We start from the raw sequence: 22312 nt of genomic DNA on the forward strand, positions 1-22312 counted from the left end.
GTTCGCCGCCTAAAGGTTAGGCGGCGGATATGTTGCTGCACATTATCGCGCGCGGTCGGATCGGGCGCGGCCCCGAAGCCGAACTGGTCGCGCGCTACATGAAGCGCGTGAGCTGGGCGCACAAGATATCAGAGCTTCCCGATTCCGGCGGGCGAGTTCCTGCGCCCCAGGACCATAGCCGCACGGTGCTGCTCGATGAGGGAGGCGAGCAGATGTCCTCGCTTGAATTCGCCAAATTGCTGGAAAGCTGGCGCGACGCAGGCGTGCGCGAGGCGCGTTTCTGCCTGGGTGCCGCTGACGGTTTTGCCCAGGAGGAGCGTAAGGGAGCGGACAAGGTCATCGCCTTCGGCCGCGCAACCTGGCCCCATTTGATGGCCCGGGCCATGCTCGCCGAGCAATTGTGGCGCGCAACGAGCATCATCGCGGGCCACCCCTATCACCGCGAGGGACGCCAGTGAGGCGCGCGCTCGCCATCGTCGCTGCGCTCGCTGCAACCCTTTGCGGCGCGCTCGCCATTGCCCAGAGCGATATCTTCGATCCGGCAGCGATTGCGGCGCGCGAGCGCGGACAGCTTCTGCGCGCGAAAGAACAGTCGGCCGAAGCCATGGCGCGCAGTGGCGTGCTCGAAGCCCAAGCGCAAAGGGCGACCAATGCGGCCGACCGGCTGAGGAAGCGCAGCGCAGCGCTCGCGGCGCGGATCCAGGCGGCCGAGGCCGATATCGACGCAGGCGAAGCGCGCGTCGCCCTTGTGAACCGGCGCCTTGCCGAACAACAGGCCGCGCTCGCCGAGCAGCAACAACCCCTGCTCGAGCTTGCCGCATCGCTTCAGCAGCTCACGCGCCAGCCGCCCGTGACGGTGCTCGCGCAGCCGGGATCGCTCCGCGACATGGTACATGCTCGCGCAGTGCTCGATGCGGTGATGCCCGTGATCCGCAGCCGCACGGCCGAGGTGCGCCGCGAGCTCGCCGAGCTTCGCAGCGTGCAGCAGCAGCAAGCGATCGCGCTGAAGGCGCTTGGCACGAGCAAGGCCGAACTCGCCGTGCGACGCGATGAGTTGACCCGGCTCGAAAATGAGGGACGGCTCCGCGCCCGCGATCTGATGAGCAGCGCCCGGCTGGAGGCCGACCGTGCGCTCGGATTGGGAGAAAAGGCACGCGACATTGTCGAGCTGATGGATTCGCTCGAGGCCGATAGCGCGGTACGGGCCGAGCTCGCGCAGCTGGCCGGACCGCTTCCGCGGCCGCGCGATCCTGCCAGCGCTGAAATTCCCGCTGCCGCGGTCGCTGCCCCTGCCGCCGGGATGAGCCGCGGCGCCTATCGCCTGCCGGTCGTCGGCCGCATCGTCGAGGGTCTCGGGGAGGTCAACGACAGCGGGGTGCGCTCGCGCGGGATTACCATCGCCGCGCGCCCCGGCGGCCAGGTCGTCGCCCCTGCGCCCGGAAGGGTGAGTTTCGCGGGCGCTTATCGCGGCTATGGCAAGATCGTCATCATCGATCACGGCGGAGGCTGGACATCGCTTTTGACGGGGATGATCGCGCTGTCGGTAGCGGTTGGCGACACGCTCGACGCCGGGGCGCCGGTGGGGCGCGCCGGGTCCGGCGATAGCCGCATCACCGTCGAGCTGCGCCGCGCAGGCCGCCCGGTGGACGTCGCCGCCATGCTCGGGTGACGCCCCAGGCAAATCGCGCTTTAAAAATATAGTAGCGCGATGATTTGATAGGGATTCTTTGGGCGTCCTTCGCAGTAAGGCGGATCCGCTCCGGATGGTCCATCACCTTCGCCAAAACCATCCTCGGTCAAAGGCGATAGCCCTGATGACGTCCGGCGCACGCTTGACGCCGCTTCAAATGCATTGGAGGATTGCGCGCCGGGGTTTATATGGGCGGGAGAGTTCCCGCGAGGACACGAAAGACGCCAATGACCGAAACGACCAAGATCGCCGCTTCACCCCGGCGCCGCTTTGCCCTTTGGCAGGGTGCTGCTGCGCTGAGCACACTCGCACTGGTGCCGCTGGCTACCGGCGCGATGGCGACTGTCGACGCGTCGACCACCGACGAGATTTCGCGCTTCATGGACGTGTTCATGGAAGTGAAAGCGAATTATGTCGAACCGGTCGGCGACGACAAGCTGATCGAAGGCGCTATCAATGGCATGCTTGCCAGTCTCGATCCGCACTCGGGCTATCTGGACGCGCGCGACTATTCGAATCTCCGTACCCAGACCGACGGCGAATATGGCGGGCTCGGCCTCTCGGTGACGATGGAGGATGGAGTCGTCAAGGTGATCGCGCCGACCGCCGACACGCCTGCCGACCGCGCTGGAATCAAGGCCGGCGACTATATCACACACATCGATAAGCAACTCATCTTCGGCATGACGCTCGATGAGGCCGTCGAAAAGATGCGCGGCCGTCCCGGCACGACGATTGATATCACGGTAGTCCGCGAAGGCCAGGACAAGCCCATGGAGCTCTCGCTGACACGCGAGATCATCGACCTCAAACCCGTGAAATGGGAAGTCAAGGACGGGGTCGGCGTGCTGACCATCAGCAGTTTCTCGGCCGATGCCACCACCGATCTCAAGGCGGCGATGATCGCGGTGCAAAAGTCGCTGGGTCACACGCCGCGAGGCTGGGTGCTCGACCTCAGGTCGAATCCCGGCGGGCTGCTCGACGAAGCCGTGGGCGTCAGCGACCTCTTCCTCGATCGCGGCGAGATCGTCTCGCAGCGCGGGCGCCGGAAGGGCGATATCGAACGCTATTTCGCCAAGCCCGGTGACCAGGCTGGCGGCGCGCCGGTCATCGTGCTCATCGATGCAGGATCGGCGTCAGCCTCGGAAATCGTCGCGGGGGCGCTGCAGGATCAGCATCGCGCCGTGGTGATGGGCGAGCGCAGCTTCGGCAAGGGATCGGTGCAGACGGTCCTGCCACTGACCGACACCACCGCGCTCCGCCTGACGACCGCGCGCTACTATACACCGTCAGGCCGCAGCGTGCAGGAAGGCGGCATCGAGCCTGACATTCGCGTACCGCAGCTTTCGGACCCCGATTACGAGAACCGCCCGTCCTTCCGCGAGAGCGACCTGCGCCGCCACCTGATCAACGAGAAAAAGGTCGACAACAGCCTGATCGAGAGTGACGAAAAGCCCGATCCGCGCTTCACTGCGACGGCCGAAGAGCTGAAGGCGAAGGGGATTGAGGATTTCCAGCTCCATTATGCGCTGCAAACGATCGGGCGCATCGCGCCGGTGTCCGCGCGCATGGCGCAGACTGCGAAGCCCGCCGCCAAGCCGGCGCGCCGAAACTGACGCAGCCGGCGGAGTCGTCCTATGCTGAACAGCCGTTACGCTGCGCCGCTGCTGGCGCTACTGGCTCCCCTCATCCTCTATGGGGGGGCCTTGGTGTCGCAATATGGCTTCGGCCTCCACCCTTGCGAAATGTGCTATTGGCAGCGCTGGCCGCACCAGGCGGCGATGGTGCTCGCGGCGCTGGCCCTGCTTCTGCGCCGCAATGAAGGAGCGATGCGAACGCTGACTCTCCTCGCCGCGCTTGCGACTGCGGTGAGCGGCGCCATCGGCATCTTTCACGCCGGGGTCGAATATGGCTTCTGGGAGGGGCTGACGACGTGCAGCACGGGTCAGAGCGGCCCGATCACCCTCGACACGATCATGGCGGCCCCCATCATCCGCTGCGACGTACCGCAATGGACGCTGCTTGGCATTTCACTCGCCGGCTTCAATGCGATCTTTTCGTTCGCTGCCGCCGCGCTCGTCTTGACCTTGCTCCGCCGCCGGACCACATCTGCGGCATGACGAGCGTTTCACCACCGGCCGATCGGCGCACGGCGTCGATGATCCGCGTCGACCAGGCGGGCGAATATGGCGCAACGCGCATCTATGCCGGCCAGCTCGCGGTGATGGGCGACCGCCATCCCATGGCGCGCGAGATCGCGCATATGGCCGAACAGGAAGAGCGTCACCGCAAATTTTTCGACGCGATGATCACGCGCCGGGGCGTGCGACCTACCGCCTTGCAGCCAGTCTGGGACGTCGCAGGCTTCGCGCTCGGCGCGGTGACCGCCGCGATGGGGCCGCGCGCCGCGATGGCATGCACTGCCGCGGTCGAGACCGAAATCGACCGCCACTACCAAATGCAGCTTTTCGAACTTGGCGACAGCGACCCCGAATTGTCCGATGCGGTCGCCGAGTTCCGCGCGGAAGAACTCGAGCACAAGAAGGCGGCGGTCGCGGCCGGCGCCGAAAGCGCCCCTGCCTATCCGCTCCTCAGCCTCGCTATCCGGGCGGGCTGCCGCGCAGCCATCGCCCTGTCGAAGCGTATCTGATAGACTCTCTTCAACCTGGCCCGTTCAGCGTGGATGCAGGGGCGCGGTGACAGGCACCGCGATAGTGACGAAGGAAAAGATGATGACCCGCTTGCCCCTTTTCGCGCTGCTCCTTGCCGGCAGCGTCTCCGCCCTTCCCGCCCAGGCGCAGGAGGCCGCGGATGCGCCGAACGAAAAGGTCAATCAGGTCATCGTCTATGGCAACGACAAGTGCGAGCCGAGCAGCCCTGACGAGATCGTGGTCTGCAACCGCTTGCCCGAAGCGGATCGCTACCGCGTGCCGCAGATTTTCCGTGGCGGCGATCCGCTCGATCCGCGCAACCAGGCATGGCTGAACCGCGTCGTCGCTATGGAGCGCGTCGGCCGCTTCGGCACCGATAGCTGCTCACCGGTCGGGCTTGGTGGCTTCACCGGCTGTACCCAGCAGCTGGTCTCCGGCGCAAAGGCCGAGGCACAGGCAGCCGACAAGACCGACTGGCAGGCGATGATCGCCGACGAACGCGCAAAAAGGCTCGCGGGAATCGACGCGGCAGCCGAAGAGGTCGAAGCCGCGGTGGTTGCCGAGGAGCGAGCGCTCGCCGAGCGCCAGAGGGCAGCCGAAGAGCTTGAGCGGCAGGCCAGTGGCGAAGCGAGCGCCGCTGCAACGGACGAAGCTGAACCGGACGCCGAAGCGCTGCCGGCACTGCCGCAAGGCTGATCGCTAGCGCTCGCGCGGCGTCCAGAGGGCGGTGCGCCCCCCTTTCCGCCAGCGAAGGACGAGCCCAAGCGCCACCCCTACGCCGATCGCGATCGTCAGGTCGGCAAAGACAGTGAGGATAAGGGTGAGCAGTAAGAGCAGCCGCTCGTCCCAAGGCAGCGACCAATGCTCGCGCCATTTTTCGGGTTCGGCCATATTGGCGGCCGTCACGAGCAGCACCGCGGCGAGCGCAGGCAATGCCAGCGCACCGGCGAGCCCGCCGGCGACGAGGAGCACAAACAGGATTACAAGCGCGTGCACCATCCCAGCCACCGGCGTCCGCCCGCCCGCGCGGACGTTGGTCGCCGTGCGCGCGATCGCGCCCGTCACAGGCAGCCCGCCGAACAGCGGCGTGAGGACATTGGCGTAGCCTTGCGCGAGCAATTCGGCGCTTGGCCGGTGCTGGCCGCCAAACATGCGGTCAGCGACGATCGCCGAGAGAAGCGATTCGACCCCGGCGAGAAAGGCGATGGTCAGCGCAGAGGGTAGCAGCTCGACGAGCCGCTCGATCGTCACCTGCGGCCAGTGCGGGGCGGGCAGGCCGCTCGGCAGCGCCCCAAATCGCGAGCCCACCGTATCCACCGGCAGATTGAGCGACAAGACCGCGAGCGAGGCGGCACCCACGGCAATCACAAGTACCGGCCAGCGCGGACGCCAGCGGCGAAGCAGGAGAATGGCCGCGATTGTCGCCGCCGTGATCGCGAAGGCAGTGCCGCTGAACGAGCCGCGCGCGGCCCACAGCGCCTCAATCTTGGGGATCATGTCGGCGGGAACCTTACCCGCCGATAACCCCATCGCATCGGCCAGCTGGCTCGCGGCAATGATGGCAGCGATCCCGATGGTGAAGCCGTTGATCACCGCCTCCGGGATCAGCGCAATCAGCCGCCCCGCGCGCAAATAGCCCGCAAGGATCAGGATCAGTCCGGCCATGATCGTCGCGACGATCAGCCCGTCCATCCCGTGATCCTGGATGACGCCATAAACGACGACAATGAAGGCGCCGGTCGGCCCGCCGATCTGTACCCGGCTGCCGCTCGTCAATGAAATGACAAACCCGCCGATGATCGCGGTGACGAGCCCGACGAAGGGCGTGCTGCCCGATGCGATGGCAATGGCGATGCACAGCGGCAACGCGACGAGAGCGACGCTGATGCCGGCCAATGCGTCGGCGCGAAACAGCCGCCAGCTGTAGTCGCGCATCGTGTCGAACAATTTGGGCCGGCGCATCGAGTCCCCATTCGATCAAAGAAGGGAAATCCGCTAGGCCCCCGCCCGTGCCCGGGTCAAGACGGCTCCATCAATTGAGGAGATATTGCTGCCCGAAGAGCAGCGAGGTCCAGAATTGATCGTCGGCGTTGTCCTTCTTTGCGAAGCCGTGCCCTTCGTTGGTGCCGGCGAGATGCCGCGCAATGCCGCCTTTCTTGCGCACCGCTGCAGGCCGGGGCTCGTGCCGCGGGCGCCGCTTCCTGTGCCAGAGCAGTCGTGAGCGGCAAAGCGAGAGCCGCCATGAGAGCGGGGTGACGCATGGGACTTCCCCTGTTCCCTGAAGCGGGACCAGCCGCTGCTGGACGGCGCGAGGCCGTCATTTTGATGCCGGCCGGCCCTGTTGCGCGACCAGTCTCTTGGCAGCGCCCCGGGGGCACGCACCGACCCCGTCTTGCCCAGTAAATTGCTCGACTTTTCGCCCATAGAGAGCGCTTCGACGCCATTTTGTTGCGAATCTTCGACAAACCGATGCGGAAAATTAACGAATCGGCGTCATCCTGCCTTGACTCGGGGAAAAACGGCTGAAAACCTGGTTCCATCTGGGAATCGCCAGCCGGGGAGGCTGATAAAAGATGGCATCGACGTTCGGACCGCGCCTCATAGGGCGCTCGACTCCCAGCGTACCTGCGGCGCGTAGCCTGGGACGGCGGATGACCGTCCACGTGGCGGCAGCTCTGCTTGCCTTTGCGGCGCTGCAGATCTGGCTGGTGTCGAGTGCGATCGCTGCTGGCGCGCCATCGGCGTTCACCATCGTCGCCCTCGTCATGCTGCTCGCTCTGGCGCTTCCGGTCGCGCGGATCACCGAACGGCGCTGGTATCATCTCAGCCGCCAGGCGCTCGCGAGCTGGGGGCTCCACGCGCGCTTTCGCCGCGACGTCCGCCGCCTGTGGCTCGCAGCGCTCGCGCTCCCCTTCCTCTGGGTCAGCGGCGCGCTCGCCGCGACGCAGGCGCTTGCCGCCGTCGCGAACTGAATCTCGACTAAAATTTTGACGACCCGTCGCGCCCGGTCTAGGGCGCGGCCATGCTGACCGTTGCCGAAGCCCTCGACCGTGCGCAAATGCTGTGCGACGCCGCGACCCGTGCGGGCGCCGATGCCGCCGACGCGCTCTATTACTGCCACGCCGCGACCTCCGTATCGATGCGCCTCGGCGCGCTCGAGGATGTCGAACGCTCCGAAAGCCAGGACATCAGCCTTCGCGTCTTTGTCGGCCAGCGAAGCGCGAGCGTGTCGACCGCTGACATGGATGCAAGCGAACTCGCAGGGCTGGTCGAACGCTGCGTCGCGATGGCGCGCGAGGCGCCCGAGGACCCCTATGCGGGCCTCGCGCCCGGCGAGCTGCTGTTCAAGGGGGCTCTCCCCGACCTTGATCTGGATGACGGCAGCGAAGCCGACCCTGAGGCGCTGCGGGTGGCAGCGCTCGCCGTCGAGGAGGCAGCGCGCGCTGTTACCGGAGTCACGAACAGCGAGGGCGGGAGCGCGAACCATAGCCGCACCCGCTTCGCGCTCGTAACGAGTCACGGCTTTGCGGGAGGCTATGGCGCGAGCGGGCACAGCCTCTCGGCGAGCGTGATCGCAGGCGAAGGCGCGGCGATGCAACGGGATTACGGCTGGCACAGTGCCCATCATCTGTCCGACCTAGAAACCGCCGAGGACATCGGCACGCGCGCCGGAAGGCGCGCCGTCGCACGGCTGAACCCTGGCAAGGCACCAGTCGGCAAGGTGCCTGTCGTCATAGATCCTCGGGTCGGAAGCAGCCTGGTCGGCCATTTGCTCGGCGCTATCGCCGGCCCGGCCGTCGCGCGCGGAACAAGCTTTCTGCTCGGTAAGGAGGATCGCCAGCTGTTCGACAGCGCCATCGTCATTCGCGACGATCCGCACCGCCTGCGGGGGCTTCGCAGCCGCGCCTTCGACGGCGAGGGCCTGCCGACCGCGGCGCGCGACATCGTCGCGCAAGGCCGGATCACCGGCTGGCTGCTCGACACGGCTTCGGCAAAGCAGCTCGGTCTTGCCCCCACCGGCCATGCGACCCGAGGTGGCGGCGCGTCAGGGGTGAGCGCAAGCAATCTGCACCTGGCTCCCGGGACGATCACCCCCGAGGCGCTGATGGCGGACATATCGGAGGGCGTCTATATCACCGAGCTGATCGGTCAGGGGGTCAATCCGGTAACGGGTGACTATAGCCGCGGCGCGTCGGGCTTCCTTATCCGCGACGGTGCGATTGCCGGGCCCGTCGCCGAATTCACCATAGCGGGTAACCTGATCGACATGTTCGCAGCGCTTGAACCGGCGAATGATCTGGAGTTTCGCCACGCCACCAACGTCCCGACGCTGCGCATTGACGGCATGACCGTCGCGAGCAGCTAGACGGGGGCAAGCGTGCCGGGCCGCAATCTCGAAGCGGTAATCGCCGCAACGCGCGAGGTCGGCGACATGGCGATGGCGCGCTGGCGCGGAGAGGGCCAGGCGATCGACGTTTGGCACAAGTCGCACGACAATCCCGTGAGCGACGTCGATCTCGCAGTCGATGCACGTTTGAAGGCAGTTCTTGGCGCAATGGTCCCTGAGGCGGGATGGCTGTCGGAGGAAACCGCCGATAGTGATGCGCGGCTATCACGGCGCGCCATGTGGTGCGTCGACCCGATCGACGGCACACGGGATTTCATCCGGGGCCGCCCCGGCTGGGCGGTGTCGGTCGCCCTCGTGGTCGATGGCACGCCGGAACTTGGTGTGCTCTACGCCCCCGCGCTCGACGAATTGTGGGTCGCCCAGCGCGGCGAGGGCGCCCAACTCAACGGCGAGCCGCTGTGTGCCAGCCGCCGCACACAGTTCGGCGGCGCACGTGTGCCCGCCGACAACCTGCCAAAGATCGACCGCGATCTCATCATGGTAACGAAGCCGAACAGCATCGCGCTGCGCATGGCACTCGTTGCCGACGACCGCGCCGATCTGGTTGCGACGCTGCGCTGGGGGTTCGAGTGGGATGTCGCAGCAGCGGCTCTGATCGCGAGCGAAGCCGGCGCGACCGTCACCGACGCCTTTGGCGCGCCGCTCGTCTTCAACACGCCGCGGGCGCAGGCCTTTGGCGTCATCGCCTGCGCGCCCGGCATCCATGATGCCGCCGTCGCCCGCCTCCACGACCGCGCGGTTGCGCTGACGTCCTGATTTTGCACGTCAGACCTTGCGGGCGTATCGCGCATCGGCCGAAGTGTTGAACACCTTCGATCGTCCAACAAATACGGTCCGATCGCTTGACATCGGGCGCGACTCTCCTTAGCTGCACCCCATTCCGACAGGCTGACCGGACGGCGAATCGCAGAAGGCGAATTCGTGGTCCGTTTTTTGCGTTGGAAATCAGACGCTTTGAGATAGGGCCGTTTGCCAGCGCGCCCTGTGGAGCAGGAGAAAGTTTGCAATGGCTCGTATCGCGGGTGTCAATCTCCCGACCAACAAGCGCGTGATCATCGCGCTCACCTACATCCACGGCATTGGTCGCAAGACCGCCGTCGACATCGCCGACAAGCTGGGGATCGACCACAGCCGCCGCATCCAGGACCTGTCGGACGCCGAAGTCCTGCAGATCCGTGAAGCGATCGATGCCGACCTTACGGTCGAAGGCGATCTTCGCCGCAACACGGCGATGAACATCAAGCGCCTGATGGACCTCGCCTGCTATCGCGGCCTGCGTCATCGCAAGGGCCTTCCCGTTCGCGGCCAGCGCACGCACACCAACGCGCGCACCCGCAAGGGCAAGGCGAAGCCGATCGCCGGCAAGAAGAAGTAAGCCGGTTTTTCCGCGCCGGCGGCCGCCCCTTCGGCTGCGCCCCGGCCCGCTTCATGGATTAGGTAGGATTCAGCATCATGGCTCGTGAACCGCAGCGCCTTCGCCGGCGCGAACGCAAGAATATCTCGTCGGGTGTGGCCCACGTCAACGCGACTTTCAACAACACGATGATCACCATCACCGACGCGCAAGGCAATGCAATTGCATGGTCGAGCGCCGGCATGATGGGCTTCAAGGGCAGCCGCAAATCGACCCCTTACGCGGCGCAGGTGTGCGCCGAGGATGCGGGCAAGAAGGCCGCCGAACATGGCGTCCGCACGCTTGAGGTCGAGGTCAAAGGCCCCGGCGCGGGCCGCGAGTCTGCTCTTCGTGCCCTGCAGGCGGTCGGTTTCCACATCACCTCGATCCGGGACGTGACCCCCATCCCGCACAATGGCGTCCGCCCGGCCAAGCGCCGCCGCGTCTGACGTCTTTTTAGGGGGCGTCCCACGCCGGGGCGCCGCCTGCACCAAATCTCTCGCTGGACCGGTGGCCGACCCCCGCCTGTCCCGCCAAAGCAAAGGGAAGTCCATGACTGTCAATATCCGGAACTGGCAGGAATTGAAGAAGCCCAGCAACCTGGAAATCAAGGCCGGCGGCGACGGCAAGCGCAAGGCGACCTTCGTGGCCGAACCGCTCGAGCGCGGCTTTGGCCTGACGCTCGGCAACGCGCTGCGCCGCGTGCTGCTCTCGTCGCTCCAGGGCGCTGCGATCACCTCGATCAAGATCGAGAATGTGCTGCACGAATTCTCCAGCCTCGCCGGCGTTCGGGAAGATGTCACCGACATCGTCCTCAATGTGAAGCAGATCGCGCTCAAGATGGAAGGCGAAGGCCCGAAGCGGCTCCAGCTTTCGGCAACCGGACCCGCGACGGTGAAGGCGGGTGACATCATGGTATCGGGTGACATCAAGGTGATGAACCCCAACCATGTCATCTGCCACCTCGACGAGGGTGCGACGCTGAACATGGAACTCGTTGCCGATACCGGCAAGGGCTATGTTCCGGCTACCGCCAACCGCCCGGCCGATGCGCCGATCGGTCTGATCCCGGTCGACTCGCTTTATTCGCCGGTCCGTCAGGTCGCCTACAAGGTCGACAATGCCCGCATCGGGCAGGAGCTTGACTATGACAAGCTCAACCTGACCGTCGAAACCGACGGCACGGTCACGCCGGAAGATGCCGTCGCCTATGCCGCGCGCATCCTTCAGGACCAGTTGCAGGTCTTCGTCCACTTCGAAGAAGCGATGAACGACAGCGGCCTGATCGGCATGGCAGCCCCCTCGGCAGCCAGCGACGAATCGGACGTCAATCAGCTCAATCGCTTCCTTCTGAAGAAGGTCGACGAGCTCGAACTCTCGGTCCGCAGTGCAAACTGCCTCAAGAACGACAACATCATCTACATCGGTGACCTCGTTCAGAAGACCGAAGCCGAAATGCTGCGCACTCCGAACTTCGGTCGCAAGTCCTTGAACGAAATCAAGGAAGTGCTCTCGTCGATGGGCCTGCGCCTCGGCATGGATATCCCCGGCTGGCCGCCCGAGAACATCGAGGAGATGGCCAAGAAGCTGGAACAGGAACTGCTGGGCTAAAGATCGCATTCGCCCCGGTGAAAGCCGGGGCTGCTATAGCGGCGGGAAAAGGGTCGGCCCCTTAAATCGACCTGGCTTGGGGTACCTCGCACGGCCCCATTGACAAACGAAGGAAAATATCATGCGTCATAAATCGGGTGGCCGGAAGCTGCAGCGCACCAGCGCGCACCGCACGGCCCTGTTCCGCAACATGTCGGCTGCGCTCATCAAGCATGAGCAGATCACGACGACCGTCGCCAAGGCGAAGGAACTGCGTCCCTATGTCGAAAAGCTCGTGACGCTCGCCAAGCGCGGCGGTCTTGCCAATCGCCGCCTCGCACAGAGCCGGTTGATGGACGACACCCAGCTCGCCAAGCTGTTCGACGTGCTCGCCGAGCGCTACAAGGACCGCAACGGCGGCTACACGCGCATCATCAAGGCCGGTATCCGCGCTTCCGACGCCGCTCCGATCGCGATCATCGAGTTTGTCGACCGCGACGTGGAAGCCAAGGGCCAGGATTCGGGCCCGGTGAACGCCGAGGATGAATTCGAAGAGGCCTGACAAGGGCTCCGGTCACGGACATGAAGGGCGGCCCCCCGATAGGATGGCCGCCCTTTTTCGTTGGGGCGCGAGGCGAGCGCCTTCCCCCGGGCTCCGCGGGTTATGATGAGAACGCCCCGCAGCGCCCCGAATCCCCTTGCTCGCTCCTTTTCCATCCTTACAGTGCCGCGCATTATTATTACCCGACGATGAGGATCGCCTTGCCATGTCCCGACCTTCCTTTCGCGCCCCGCTGGCGCTGGCCCTGCTGATGTCGGCCCCCGCCAATGCGCAGGCTGCCGAAAGGGCGGCGGCGGCTCCCATGCCCTCGCTCACCTATCCCGACACGGTGCGCGGCGACACCGTCGAAACCCAGTTCGGGGTTGATGTCGCCGATCCCTATCGCTGGCTCGAGGATGATGTCCGGGTCAATCCCAAGGTCGCAGAGTGGGTGGCCGCCCAGAACGCGGTGACCGACGCCTATCTGGACACATTGCCGGGACGCGACATCTTTGCGACGCGGATGAGCGAGCTTTATAATTATGAGCGGTTCGGCCTCCCGGAAAAAGCGGGCAACCGCTATTTCTACACCCGCAATGACGGGCTGCAGCCGCAGTCGGTGCTCTATGTCCGCGAGGGACTGACGGGAGAAGCGAAGGTACTGATCGATCCCAACGGGTGGGCCAAAGACGGCGCGACCGCGCTCGCGGAATGGACGCCGTCGAAGGATGGCGCCTATCTGCTCTATTCGGTGCAGGACGGCGGGACCGATTGGCGCATCGTTCGTGTGATGGACGTTGCGACCGGCAAGGACCTGCCCGACGAGGTGCAATGGGTAAAATATTCCGCGCTCGACTGGGCGAAGGACGGCAGCGGCTTTTACTATTCGCGATTTCCAGCGCCCGACGCGCGCGATGCTTTCCAGTCGCTCAACGAAAATCACGCCATCTATTTTCACAGGCTCGGCACGCCGCAGTCCGAGGACGTGCTGATCCACGCCTCACCGGACAAGCCCGCACTCAACCATAGCGCCCAGGTGACCGATGATGGGCAATATCTCATCGTGACGTCCTCGGAGGGAACCGACGAACGCTATGGTGTGACGCTTTATCAGCTCGGCAAGAAGGGCGCGAAGCCCCGTGTGCTCGTCGGGGATTTTGCGAATAACTGGGAATATGTCGGCAACGAGGGGCCGCTCTTCATCTTCCTCACCAACAAGGATGCGCCGCGCCAGCGGATCGTCGCAATGGATATCCGCAGGCCGAAGGCGCTGACGCCGTTGGTCGCCGAGAGTGAGGCGACGCTCGTCGGGGCCTCGCAGGTCGGAAACCGCATCATTCTCTCCTATCTCGGCGATGCGAAGTCGGAGGCCCGAATGGTGACGCTGGCGGGCCAGCCCGTCGCCAATATCAATCTCGCAGACATCGGCGCCGCCGCGGGCTTCGGCGGCAAGCCGGGGGATCCCGAGACCTTCTACTCCTTTTCGAGCTACGCACGGCCAACGACCATCTACCGCCTCGATACGGCGACCGGAGCGAGCAGTATCTTCGCCGAACCCAAGCTGACTTTCGACCCCAAGCAATTCTCGGTCGAGCAGCGTTTCTATCATTCGAAGGACGGCACCGAGGTGCCAATGTTCCTGGTCATGAAGAAGGGAATCGACCGCAGCAAAGGTTCACCGACGCTGCTTTACGGCTACGGCGGCTTCAACGTCTCGATGATCCCCGCCTTCTCGCCGACCAAGCTCGCCTGGGTCGACAAGGGCGGCGTCCTTGCCATTGCGAACCTGCGCGGCGGAGGCGAATATGGCAAGGCGTGGCACGATGCCGGCCGCCTCGACAAGAAGCAGAACGTCTTCGACGATTTCATTGCCGCGGGTGAATATCTGATCCGTGAAGGGATCACTGGCAAAGGCCAGCTCGCGATCGAGGGCGGATCGAACGGCGGACTGCTCGTCGGCGCGGTGACCAACCAGCGCCCTGATCTCTTCGCGGCCGCGCTGCCCGCGGTCGGCGTGATGGACATGCTGCGCTTCGACCGCTTTACCGCCGGGCGCTATTGGGTCGACGATTATGGCTATCCCTCGAAAGAGGCGGATTTCCATAACATTTTGTCCTATTCGCCCTATCACAACATCAAGGACGACGTCGAATATCCCGCGGTCCTGGTGACAACCGCCGACACCGACGATCGTGTGGTGCCGGGGCACAGCTTCAAATATACCGCAGCGCTCCAGCACGCCAAGGCAGGCGACAAGCCGCACCTCATACGCATCGAGACGCGCGCTGGTCACGGGTCGGGCAAGCCGACCGACAAGATCATCGCCGAGGCGGCGGATAAATACGCCTTCGCCGCGAAATGGACCGGACTGAACGTCGAATAGGACCGGCGCTGGCGCGCGCCGCGGCGATCTTCGCGCTCGCGGCCTTCCTGCTGTGGGCGATGCTTCCGAACGGGGACGCGGCGCGGATCGAGCGGCACGCTCCATGCTATGACCCTGCGCGTCTGCCGCCGGTTATCGAGCGCAGCGATGGGCAGCGGGCGATGCGGCTCAGCATTCTGCTCTACAATGTCGAAGGATTGCCCTTTCCCGCGCGGCTCGAACGCAAAGGCCAATTGAACCGCATCGCGGGCTGGCTCGAGCGCCGCCGCGCCGCGGGGCAGGCGCCCGACATCGTGTTTTTGCACAAGGCTTTTACCCCCGCCGCCTCCGCGATCACGGCGGCGGGCGGCTACGATTGGATATTGCCGGGCCCGTCGCGCGATCTGAAGCGCAGCCCGGCGGCGGCAGCGCCGCGCCCTGCTGGCTATGATGCTGGAGCGCGGTGGTTCAAGGGCGAGGGTGTCGGCAAGTGGCTCGACAGCGGGCTCTATATCGCGACCGACCTGCCGCTCCTTGTCCTCCACACCGCGCCCTTCAGCTCCGGCGCCTGCGCAGGATACGACTGCCTCGCCAATAAGGGCGGAATGGTGGCGACCCTGATCATCCCCGGCGTCCCCGAGCCGATCCGGCTCTTCAACACCCACCGCAATTCGCGCGAGCCTTCGGGCGTTGCGATCGCGCGCGCCGAAGCTGCGCATCGCATCCAGACAATGGAGAATGACCGGCTGCTTGCTCAAACCATGGCGGGTCCGATCATCGCGGCGGGCGATTTCAACATGCGGCGCGCCGGCGATCGCACCGGCCGCTTTGCAAGCGATATCGGCTTCCGGCTGATCGCCCCGCAATCAGGGGACGGAATGGCCGCCCGGCCCGCTGCGATGAGCGACGAGAGCGCTTGGGCGGCGCTCCAGGATCTGATCGGTGTCGCAAGCGGCGCAAAGGTCGAAATCGCGCCGCTGGCGGTGACGAGCCTCTTCGATGGCACCCGGGGCCCTCGCCTCTCGGACCACAATGCGACCTATGCGGTGGTCGAACTGCGCTGGCGCGGCGACACCCCGTCGCTCGCCCACTTCGCTCCGCCGCCCTGCAGCGAGCCCAAGGGGATTTGACGCCGGCCTTTCCTGCCCCCATCTAGGCATCGCCCCCCCCAGCTGAAAGAGACGTCCATGTCCTTTGCCCTCGCCTTCACTGCCACCCGGCCCGTCGAGCGCTGGGCCGAAATCGCGGACGCCGCCGAGGCGCTCGTCGCGGGCGAAGCCGACGCAATTGCCAATATGGCGAATGTGGCGGCGCTGATCTGGGAGGCGATACCCGACCTCAACTGGGCGGGCTTCTACCGCTTTGACGGGAGCGAGCTCGTCCTCGGCCCCTTCCAGGGCAAGGCCGCATGCATCCGCATCGCGCTCGACAAGGGTGTGTGCGGCGCTGCAGCGCGGCTGCGCGCGAGCCAGCGTGTCGACGACGTCCTCGCCTTCCCCGGCCATATCGCCTGCGATGCTGCGAGCCGCAGCGAACTCGTCGTTCCGATCGTTACTCAGGACCGGCTGATCGGCGTACTCGACCTCGACAGCCCGCTGCCCTCGCGCTTCACCCCTGACGACCAGGCGGGCGCCGAGGCCTTGGTCGCACGCATCGCTCTCTCCCTCACGGGCCAAACTGACCCAGAATGAGACGCTGTTGAGGGTTAACGGATTCGCTGGTCTCCCTGCTTTTTGCTAAACCATCTGTTAACCAGCCGCTCCCCTGAACCGCGAGCCGCTGAAACAGGGAGTTAGCCATGCGCACAGTCTTGCTCTTGGGAATTGCAGCGGGATCGTTGCTGCTGCCGGCACCTGCATCGCGCGCAGAGGCATCGATGCCCTTATCGCACGGCACGGTAAATTTGATCGAGGGCACAGCGTTCGGGAATGATGCGCACCCGAAGCTCGATTATGGTACGCCCACTGCGTCCGACACGCGGGTTTACACCGGCTATCCCGACCGCATTCCGAGCGAGGTCGAATATCGCCACGGTCCCGCCTTCCCCGCTCCGCCGCCCGACGCGGTCTACAGCGGCACCTATGAGGCTGAGGGGCGCTGGACCGGAAGGTGGGACGGGATTTACGAAACCCCCGACGGACGTCGCTACGAAGGACATTATGAGGGCAGTGTCGAGGGCCGCCCTGGCGTGGGGTATCTGCCTCCACCGGTCTATGAGGACAAATATCGTGGCGGCTATGATCCGGATCACGACGCCGAAATGGCGCGCCGCTGCGGACATGGTAACGCGGTCGGCGGTGCAATCGCAGGCGGTCTGATCGGCGGCGTCGCGGGGAACCGCATCGCGGGCCGGGGGAACCGTACGGCCGGGACCGCGATCGGCGGCGCCGTGGGCGCGATCGCGGGCGCCGCGATCGGCAGCGAGGCCGACCGCAAAGATTGCGAGAGCTGGTGGGCCAGCCGCGGCCAATATCATGACCGCTACTATCCCGGCGGCTATTATCCGGGCGGTACCAGCGTCTATCACCACGGCTATGGATATGGCTACGGCTATGGCTGGTACACGCCCGGTGTTGTCGTGACGACGATCATCACTCATGGTGCGCCCGTAGTCACCGAGCGCGTCGAAACCTCGACCCGGACCTATTATGAGACAGTGCCGGTGCGCAAACGCCATGTCGCCAAGAAGAAGTGGAAACCGAAACCGAAGCCGCGCTGCGTCTGCTGAAGAGCCCGGCCCCAAGCAACAGGGACGCCCCTCCGATCGAAGGGCGGGCTTTCCGTTGTCGGGGGAAGCAAGCCGGCGGCGTGTGCAGCTTCGGGCTGGCTTCGCTGCGCTTCGGCGCCGAGCCCAAGGCGCATAGCGTCTCCCCCAAATCTATTTGCCTGCGCCGCACTCCACGCTGCCGCTCCCGACATTGCGCACCGTACAAACGGGCCGGCCGAGCACCACGGTCCGGCCAACGCCGCGAGCGGTGATCGCCGCGGTCCGGATCGCGCGAAGCCGGTGATCGCCCGCACCCTCGCTGTCGCTGATAAGCTCGCCAACCGCGAGTTCGCCTGCATCGACCGCCCCGCCGCCCGAAAATGTCATATTGGCCTGCCGCGCCGAACCGGCCAGCGTCATCGTGCCGTTGCCGACCATCGCCACGGATAGCCGGTCAGCATCGAGGCGCTTGACGACAAGTTGGCCGGGCCCACGCAGGCCGACAATCACGCGCGCACCCTTCAGCGTGCCGATCGTCAGCGATCCCGCACCTGCCACCATCGCCGAGCGCAGATTGGCGGCGTTGATACGGATTATCACCGGCGCCGGACTTCTGCTCTTGCGCTCGTCGCCCGCGAAGCGGCGCTCGCCGATCACCAGCTTGCCGTCGCGTGCCTCGACGGTCAGGCGGTCGAGCGCGTCCTCCGGTCCGGTCGCCACCGCACTCACGGGCGCGCGCGTGACAATTTCGACCGCCACGTCGGCGTTGAGCTCGATCGCCTCGAAGCTGGTGAGCCCATAGCGTTTCTCGGCCGCCATCGCGCAGACCGGGAGCAGCAGAGCGGAGGCCGCGAGCGCGGCGCATCGGAAGGGCGGCATCATGATCCCGCCTTAGCCGCGCGCACGGATCGACGCCATAGGGTCAGCCGCAGGTGACGGTGCCCGATCCGGTCTTGCGGGTCGAGCATCTTGCGCCCCCGCCGATCTTGACGTCGCCCGACCCGAGCAAGCGCACCTCGGCGCGGCCGGTCGCCTGCGCCTTGACATCGCCCGACCCGGTTACCGAGACATCGAGCGTGTCGGCAAGCAATCCGTCGGCGTCGACGTCGCCCGAGCCGGTGAGGTTGATCTCACCCGAACCGACCTTTCCGCCCGCCACTTCAAGATCGCCCGAACCCGACATGTCGAGCTTGACGCGCGTTCCGCTGAGCTTCGCGATCTTGAGCTCGCCCGAGCCGGTGACCGCGGCCTCGGCGGCATCGCCTTCGACGCTGTCAGCCTCGACCGTGCCCGAGCCGGTCAGCTTGACCACGCTGAGCCGCGGCATGGTGATCATGATGTCGACATCGTCATGATCGCGGAAACTCCAGCTGCTTTTCTTGCGGCGGATCGCCAGCATCGAGCCTTCGACCGCGATCTCGAGCTGGTCGAGCTCGGCCTGCGGCCCTTTGGCGCTGATCGCGAAGCTGTCACCACGGCGGATCGTCACCCCATAGGGGCCCGCTGCCTCGACGCCGGTGAAGCCGCTGAGCGCGAAAGATTTTGTGGCCGCCGGACCGGCGCTTTCCGCACGCGTGTCGCTCTTCTGACCGGTATCGGTCCTTTCGGCCCCGCTGCAGCCCGCCGCGGTCGCCAGCATCAGCGCAAGCAGCGTCATCCTCGTCCCGTATCGCATCGCCAATCTCCTTGTGTGTATTATCCACGTAACACACGAGGTCGGCGATTGTCCAGAACGATCCTCACCAGCGCAGGAGCGGCGGCAACGCCAGCCGTCCGGCAACCGCTGCCAGCAGGACCGCGCCGCCGTGCCAGAGCGCGATGTGGATAACATCGTCCAAGGGGCAATGAAGCGCGACAATTGTTGCACCCGATGCACCCGAGCCGAGCCCGATCACCCAGCCGGCGAGCGCTGGCGATGTCGGCGCCCCCGCGCGCAACCAGATAAAAAGCGCTGCGCCGACGCCCAGACCGCAGGCCAGCGCCATGGGAAAGCAGGGATAGACACCCGCCCGTGCCGCTTCGATGGCGCTGCGCTCGCCGCCGAGCCCGACGAACAGCGCCGATAGCGGTAATGCGAGAGCGGCGAGCGCCGTCCAGCGCCAGCCGCCATAGTCACGCCCGACGCCGGGCAGACCCATGCGAAGCGCGCTCCAGATCGCGGCGATCGCGACCGCGGCAATCAGCCAGAAAGAAAGCATGGATAGCACCGGCATCGCGGCGAGATCATGGCGCATCCCAAAAAACCATAGGAGCAACGCAGTCGCAGCAAGCCAGCCGGCGCCCACCCATAGTGATGCGCGCGTGATGCGGCGCGGCCTCACGGGTTCAAGGTCATCCGCCAGTCCGTCGATCAGGCCATCGATCGAAGCGTCTTTCATGTCATTCGCTTTCCACAAGCCCCGCGAGCCGCTTGAGCCCACGGTGGATATTCACCTTGACCAGCGATTCGCTCTGGCCGCTGATCCGCGACGCTTCCGCGATAGAGGCGCCCCCGATCTTCACCAGCGTAATCGCCTGCGCCTGCCCGGCAGGTAGAAGTGCGAGCAGCCGGTCGAGGCTGAGCCGTGCGTGCACGGCCTCGTCCTGTGCCCCGATCGCGACGTCGCCTTCGCCGAGCTCGATCTCGTTCCGCTGGCGTCGGAGCATGTCGATCCAGCGATATCGCGCAATCGCTGCAAGCCATGGCAGAAAGGGCCGGCCGCTGTCCCAGGTCGCGCGCTTGCGGTGCAGCGACACCAACGTTTCCTGCACAAGATCGTCAATCTGGTAGGTCGCGCAGCGGCGGGCGAAATAACGTCCGAGCCAGGTATGGCAATCGCCGAGCAGCGCGCGATAGGCTGCGCGGTCGCCGCGCTGCGATGCGGCCATAAGCCGCGCGACCGAGGGTTCGTCGAGGCTCATCGGCTGGTCCTTATGACAGATCGAGGGCTCGTGCGCATCGCTTCTGCTTCGCTGGGACAGGGCGCAAGGTTACAGCGCCTTCTTGTCGCCACCTTCGAGGTGTAGACGCAGCCATTCCCCAGAATCCTTTTGAGAGAAGACGATGAGCGTAGCGTTCCGCCGCGAAAGCGACGACGAACATAAGGAACCCGAGTATGAGCTGCCGATCCCGGTCGGCGCGAACCTCGTCACGCCGCGCGGCGCGCGCCTGCTCGCCGAAGAGGTCGCGCGCATCGAGGCGGAGGTAGCGGCGGCAGGTGACGAGGAGGCGCGCAGGAAGCTGCTGCGCCAGCTTCGCTATTTTAGCACGCGCAAGGCGACCGCCGAAGTGCAGGCCGCACCCGAAGACGGTGTCGTCGGCATCGGGAGCCGCGTGACCTATCAGCTAGGCGGGACGAAGCGCTGCGTCACGATCGTCGGACATGACGAGGCCGACCCGGCGGCGCTCCGCATTGCCTTTAGCGCACCGCTCGGCCGCGCGCTGATGGGGGCCGAGGCCGGCGATACCGTCGCGTTCCAGGGGCGCGATGACGCCATTACGATCCTCTCTGCCGCCGCTGACGCCGAGGTGATGGCATGAAAGATCGCTTCGAGCGCCACAAGCAGCCCTGGACCGCCGCCGAGATCGACAAGCTGCACACGCTTGCCAAGAAGGGCATGGCGCTCAAGGCTATCGCCAAGGCGCTGACCCGTAGCGAGGAATCGGTGAAGATCCGCGCCAAGACCGACGGGCTTTCGATCGCAAAACTGCACTGACCCCCCATGACCATCGCCACTTATGATGCCATCGTGCTGGGTGCCGGCGCGGCCGGGCTGATGTGCGCCGCGACTGCAGGTCAGCGCGGGCGGCGTGTGCTGCTGCTCGATCATGCCGATCGCGTGGGGAAGAAAATTCTGATCTCGGGCGGCGGGCGCTGCAATTTCACCAACATCCACGCGCGCGCGGAGACCTATCTCTCGGCGAACCCGCATTTCGCAAAATCGGCGCTCGCGCGCTACACGCCCGCCGATTTCATTGCTCTCGTCGATGCCTATGGCATTGCCTATCATGAAAAAGCCTTGGGGCAGCTGTTCTGCGACGGCTCGGCAAAGCAGATCGTCACCATGTTGCTCGACGAGTGCACGAAGGGCGGGGTCGATATTCGCTGCGGCGAGAATGTCGAAGAAATCAGCCATGGGGACGCGATGTTTCGCGGCGCTTTCGGCAACTTGCATTTCGCCGCTCCCAGTCTTGTCATCGCAACAGGCGGCCCATCGATCCCCAAGATGGGTGCGACCGGCTTCGCCTACGACCTTGCGCGCCGATTCGGTCTCAAGATTGTCGAACCCCGTCCCGCGCTCGTCCCGCTGACGCTTGGCGGCGACGATCTGCTCTTTCGCAGCCTGTCGGGGATAGCGACCCCGGTCGAGGCGCGCGCGGGCAAAGCAGCGTTTCGCGAGGCGGCGCTGTTCACGCACCGCGGGCTCTCCGGCCCCGCGATCCTGCAAATCAGCAGCTATTGGCGGCACGGCGAACCGGTAACGATCGACTTCGCCCCCGGCGCCGCGTCGGGCTGGCTGGTCGCGGCGAAGCGCGAGCGTCCGCGCGCGACGCTCACAGCGGCGCTGGCAAGCATCCTCCCCGACCGTCTCGCGCAGGCGCTCGCCGAGCGGCTTGCATTGCCAGGCGAGCTCGGGGCGCAGACCGACCGCAGGCTCGCGGACGCCGAGGCAAGGCTTCGCCGCTGGACCTTCCGCCCAAATGGCACCGAAGGCTTCGCCAAGGCCGAGGTCACCGCAGGCGGCATCGCGACCGCGGGCCTCTCGTCGCAAACAATGATGGCCAAAAGCCTTCCAGGTCTCTATGCGGTCGGTGAGGCCGTGGACGTCACCGGGTGGCTGGGCGGCTATAATTTTCAATGGGCCTGGGCCAGCGGACACGCGGCGGGCCTCGCCCTTTAGGAAAAGGCCGACACCATCTTCGCGTCATGCTGGACTTGTTTCAGCATCCATGGCCTGACGCTGCGACCTTCGGCCATGGACCCTGAAAC

General features: G+C 65.6%; 26 protein-coding genes. 20 read left to right on the plus strand and 6 right to left on the minus strand.

The genetic code is table 11. The features are described from left to right. Positions 1–29: 29 nt before the first annotated feature. The 6 genes from B5X69_RS12915 to B5X69_RS12940 all read left to right on the plus strand — a co-directional run bounded on the left by B5X69_RS12915 (position 30) and on the right by B5X69_RS12940 (position 5037). Positions 30–458, plus strand: a complete 429-nt coding sequence (locus tag B5X69_RS12915) for a 23S rRNA (pseudouridine(1915)-N(3))-methyltransferase RlmH (RefSeq protein ID WP_079639123.1) — start codon at positions 30–32, stop codon at positions 456–458. Continuing rightward, complete coding sequence (locus B5X69_RS12920) at positions 455–1669, plus strand: murein hydrolase activator EnvC family protein (protein ID WP_079639124.1); 1215 nt, start codon at positions 455–457, stop codon at positions 1667–1669. The genes B5X69_RS12915 and B5X69_RS12920 overlap by 4 nt, the downstream gene beginning before the upstream one ends. 248 nt (positions 1670–1917) lie before the next feature. Further along, complete coding sequence (locus B5X69_RS12925) at positions 1918–3306, plus strand: S41 family peptidase (protein WP_079639125.1); 1389 nt, start codon at positions 1918–1920, stop codon at positions 3304–3306. A gap of 21 nt (positions 3307–3327) precedes the next feature. Continuing rightward, complete coding sequence (locus tag B5X69_RS12930; RefSeq protein WP_079639126.1) at positions 3328–3810, plus strand: disulfide bond formation protein B; 483 nt, start codon at positions 3328–3330, stop codon at positions 3808–3810. Beyond that, positions 3807–4340, plus strand: coding sequence for a demethoxyubiquinone hydroxylase family protein (locus tag B5X69_RS12935; protein WP_079639127.1), 534 nt, complete (start codon positions 3807–3809; stop codon positions 4338–4340). Before B5X69_RS12930 ends, B5X69_RS12935 begins: the two co-directional genes overlap by 4 nt. Positions 4341–4422: 82 nt before the next feature. Further along, complete coding sequence (locus B5X69_RS12940) at positions 4423–5037, plus strand: hypothetical protein (RefSeq protein WP_079639190.1); 615 nt, start codon at positions 4423–4425, stop codon at positions 5035–5037. A gap of 3 nt (positions 5038–5040) precedes the next feature. Here the strand turns inward: B5X69_RS12940 and B5X69_RS12945 are convergent, their stop codons facing one another. Beyond that, positions 5041–6303, minus strand: a complete 1263-nt coding sequence (locus B5X69_RS12945; protein ID WP_079639128.1) for a SulP family inorganic anion transporter — start codon at positions 6301–6303, stop codon at positions 5041–5043. A 70-nt stretch (positions 6304–6373) separates the two neighbouring features. Next, positions 6374–6505, minus strand: coding sequence for a hypothetical protein (locus tag B5X69_RS22260; protein WP_281250934.1), 132 nt, complete (start codon positions 6503–6505; stop codon positions 6374–6376). A gap of 487 nt (positions 6506–6992) precedes the next feature. On the opposite strand from B5X69_RS22260, the gene B5X69_RS12950 reads away from it, so the two are divergent. The 11 genes from B5X69_RS12950 (at position 6993) to B5X69_RS13000 (ending at position 17363) form a co-directional block, all read left to right on the plus strand. Further along, a complete protein-coding gene (locus B5X69_RS12950) occupies positions 6993–7313 on the plus strand; it encodes a hypothetical protein (protein WP_245798731.1) in 321 nt (106 codons plus the stop codon). A 50-nt stretch (positions 7314–7363) separates the two neighbouring features. Then, positions 7364–8707, plus strand: coding sequence for a TldD/PmbA family protein (locus tag B5X69_RS12955; RefSeq protein WP_079639130.1), 1344 nt, complete (start codon positions 7364–7366; stop codon positions 8705–8707). Positions 8708–8719: 12 nt separating this feature from the next. Then, the gene (locus B5X69_RS12960) at positions 8720–9505 is read left to right on the plus strand and encodes an inositol monophosphatase family protein (protein ID WP_079639131.1); all 786 of its coding nucleotides are present in this window, start codon (positions 8720–8722) and stop codon (positions 9503–9505) included. Positions 9506–9755: 250 nt separating this feature from the next. Next, the gene (gene rpsM / locus B5X69_RS12965; RefSeq protein WP_079639132.1) at positions 9756–10124 is read left to right on the plus strand and encodes a 30S ribosomal protein S13; all 369 of its coding nucleotides are present in this window, start codon (positions 9756–9758) and stop codon (positions 10122–10124) included. A gap of 77 nt (positions 10125–10201) precedes the next feature. Continuing rightward, positions 10202–10591, plus strand: coding sequence for a 30S ribosomal protein S11 (gene rpsK, locus B5X69_RS12970; RefSeq protein WP_003040416.1), 390 nt, complete (start codon positions 10202–10204; stop codon positions 10589–10591). Between the two features lie 103 nt (positions 10592–10694). After that, entirely contained in the window at positions 10695–11753 is a 1059-nt protein-coding gene (locus tag B5X69_RS12975) for a DNA-directed RNA polymerase subunit alpha (RefSeq protein WP_053554921.1), read from the plus strand. 121 nt (positions 11754–11874) lie between these two features. After that, a complete protein-coding gene (rplQ, locus tag B5X69_RS12980; RefSeq protein WP_079639133.1) occupies positions 11875–12294 on the plus strand; it encodes a 50S ribosomal protein L17 in 420 nt (139 codons plus the stop codon). 205 nt (positions 12295–12499) lie between these two features. Beyond that, positions 12500–14656, plus strand: a complete 2157-nt coding sequence (locus tag B5X69_RS12985; protein ID WP_079639134.1) for a prolyl oligopeptidase family serine peptidase — start codon at positions 12500–12502, stop codon at positions 14654–14656. Beyond that, positions 14632–15765 (plus strand): exonuclease/endonuclease/phosphatase family protein, encoded by a 1134-nt coding sequence (locus tag B5X69_RS12990; RefSeq protein WP_139375783.1) that lies wholly within the window; start codon positions 14632–14634, stop codon positions 15763–15765. The genes B5X69_RS12985 and B5X69_RS12990 overlap by 25 nt, the downstream gene beginning before the upstream one ends. A 57-nt stretch (positions 15766–15822) precedes the next feature. Next, positions 15823–16326 carry a GAF domain-containing protein gene (locus tag B5X69_RS12995; protein ID WP_079639136.1) on the plus strand — a complete coding sequence of 168 codons (504 nt, stop codon included), beginning with the start codon at positions 15823–15825 and terminating at the stop codon, positions 16324–16326. Between the two features lie 107 nt (positions 16327–16433). Then, on the plus strand, positions 16434–17363 hold the full coding sequence (locus B5X69_RS13000; protein WP_079639137.1) for a glycine zipper 2TM domain-containing protein: 930 nt from the start codon (positions 16434–16436) through the stop codon (positions 17361–17363). 150 nt (positions 17364–17513) lie between these two features. Here B5X69_RS13000 and B5X69_RS13005 read toward each other — a convergent pair whose 3' ends face one another. The 4 genes from B5X69_RS13005 to B5X69_RS13020 form a co-directional block, all read right to left on the minus strand. After that, a complete protein-coding gene (locus B5X69_RS13005; protein WP_079639138.1) occupies positions 17514–18224 on the minus strand; it encodes a head GIN domain-containing protein in 711 nt (236 codons plus the stop codon). A gap of 40 nt (positions 18225–18264) precedes the next feature. Next, a complete protein-coding gene (locus B5X69_RS13010) occupies positions 18265–19017 on the minus strand; it encodes a head GIN domain-containing protein (RefSeq protein WP_079639139.1) in 753 nt (250 codons plus the stop codon). 64 nt (positions 19018–19081) lie between these two features. Continuing rightward, positions 19082–19720, minus strand: coding sequence for a DUF1109 domain-containing protein (locus B5X69_RS13015; RefSeq protein WP_079639140.1), 639 nt, complete (start codon positions 19718–19720; stop codon positions 19082–19084). A gap of 1 nt (position 19721) precedes the next feature. Further along, positions 19722–20243, minus strand: coding sequence for a sigma-70 family RNA polymerase sigma factor (locus B5X69_RS13020; RefSeq protein ID WP_079639141.1), 522 nt, complete (start codon positions 20241–20243; stop codon positions 19722–19724). 142 nt (positions 20244–20385) lie between these two features. Here B5X69_RS13020 and B5X69_RS13025 point away from each other — a divergent pair, with 142 nt between their 5' ends. Genes B5X69_RS13025 through B5X69_RS13035 form a run of 3 tightly spaced genes read left to right on the plus strand, consistent with a single transcriptional unit; the run spans position 20386 to position 22223 of the window. Next, positions 20386–20862: a GreA/GreB family elongation factor gene (locus B5X69_RS13025; RefSeq protein ID WP_079639142.1), complete on the plus strand. Its 477-nt coding sequence runs from the start codon at positions 20386–20388 to the stop codon at positions 20860–20862. After that, complete coding sequence (locus B5X69_RS13030; RefSeq protein WP_079639143.1) at positions 20859–21038, plus strand: hypothetical protein; 180 nt, start codon at positions 20859–20861, stop codon at positions 21036–21038. Before B5X69_RS13025 ends, B5X69_RS13030 begins: the two co-directional genes overlap by 4 nt. Before the next feature lie 6 nt (positions 21039–21044). After that, positions 21045–22223 carry a BaiN/RdsA family NAD(P)/FAD-dependent oxidoreductase gene (locus B5X69_RS13035; protein WP_079639144.1) on the plus strand — a complete coding sequence of 393 codons (1179 nt, stop codon included), beginning with the start codon at positions 21045–21047 and terminating at the stop codon, positions 22221–22223. Positions 22224–22312 lie beyond the last annotated feature (89 nt).

It is taken from the genome of Sphingopyxis flava (genome assembly GCF_900168005.1).
Classification (GTDB): Bacteria; Pseudomonadota; Alphaproteobacteria; order Sphingomonadales; family Sphingomonadaceae; genus Sphingopyxis; species Sphingopyxis flava.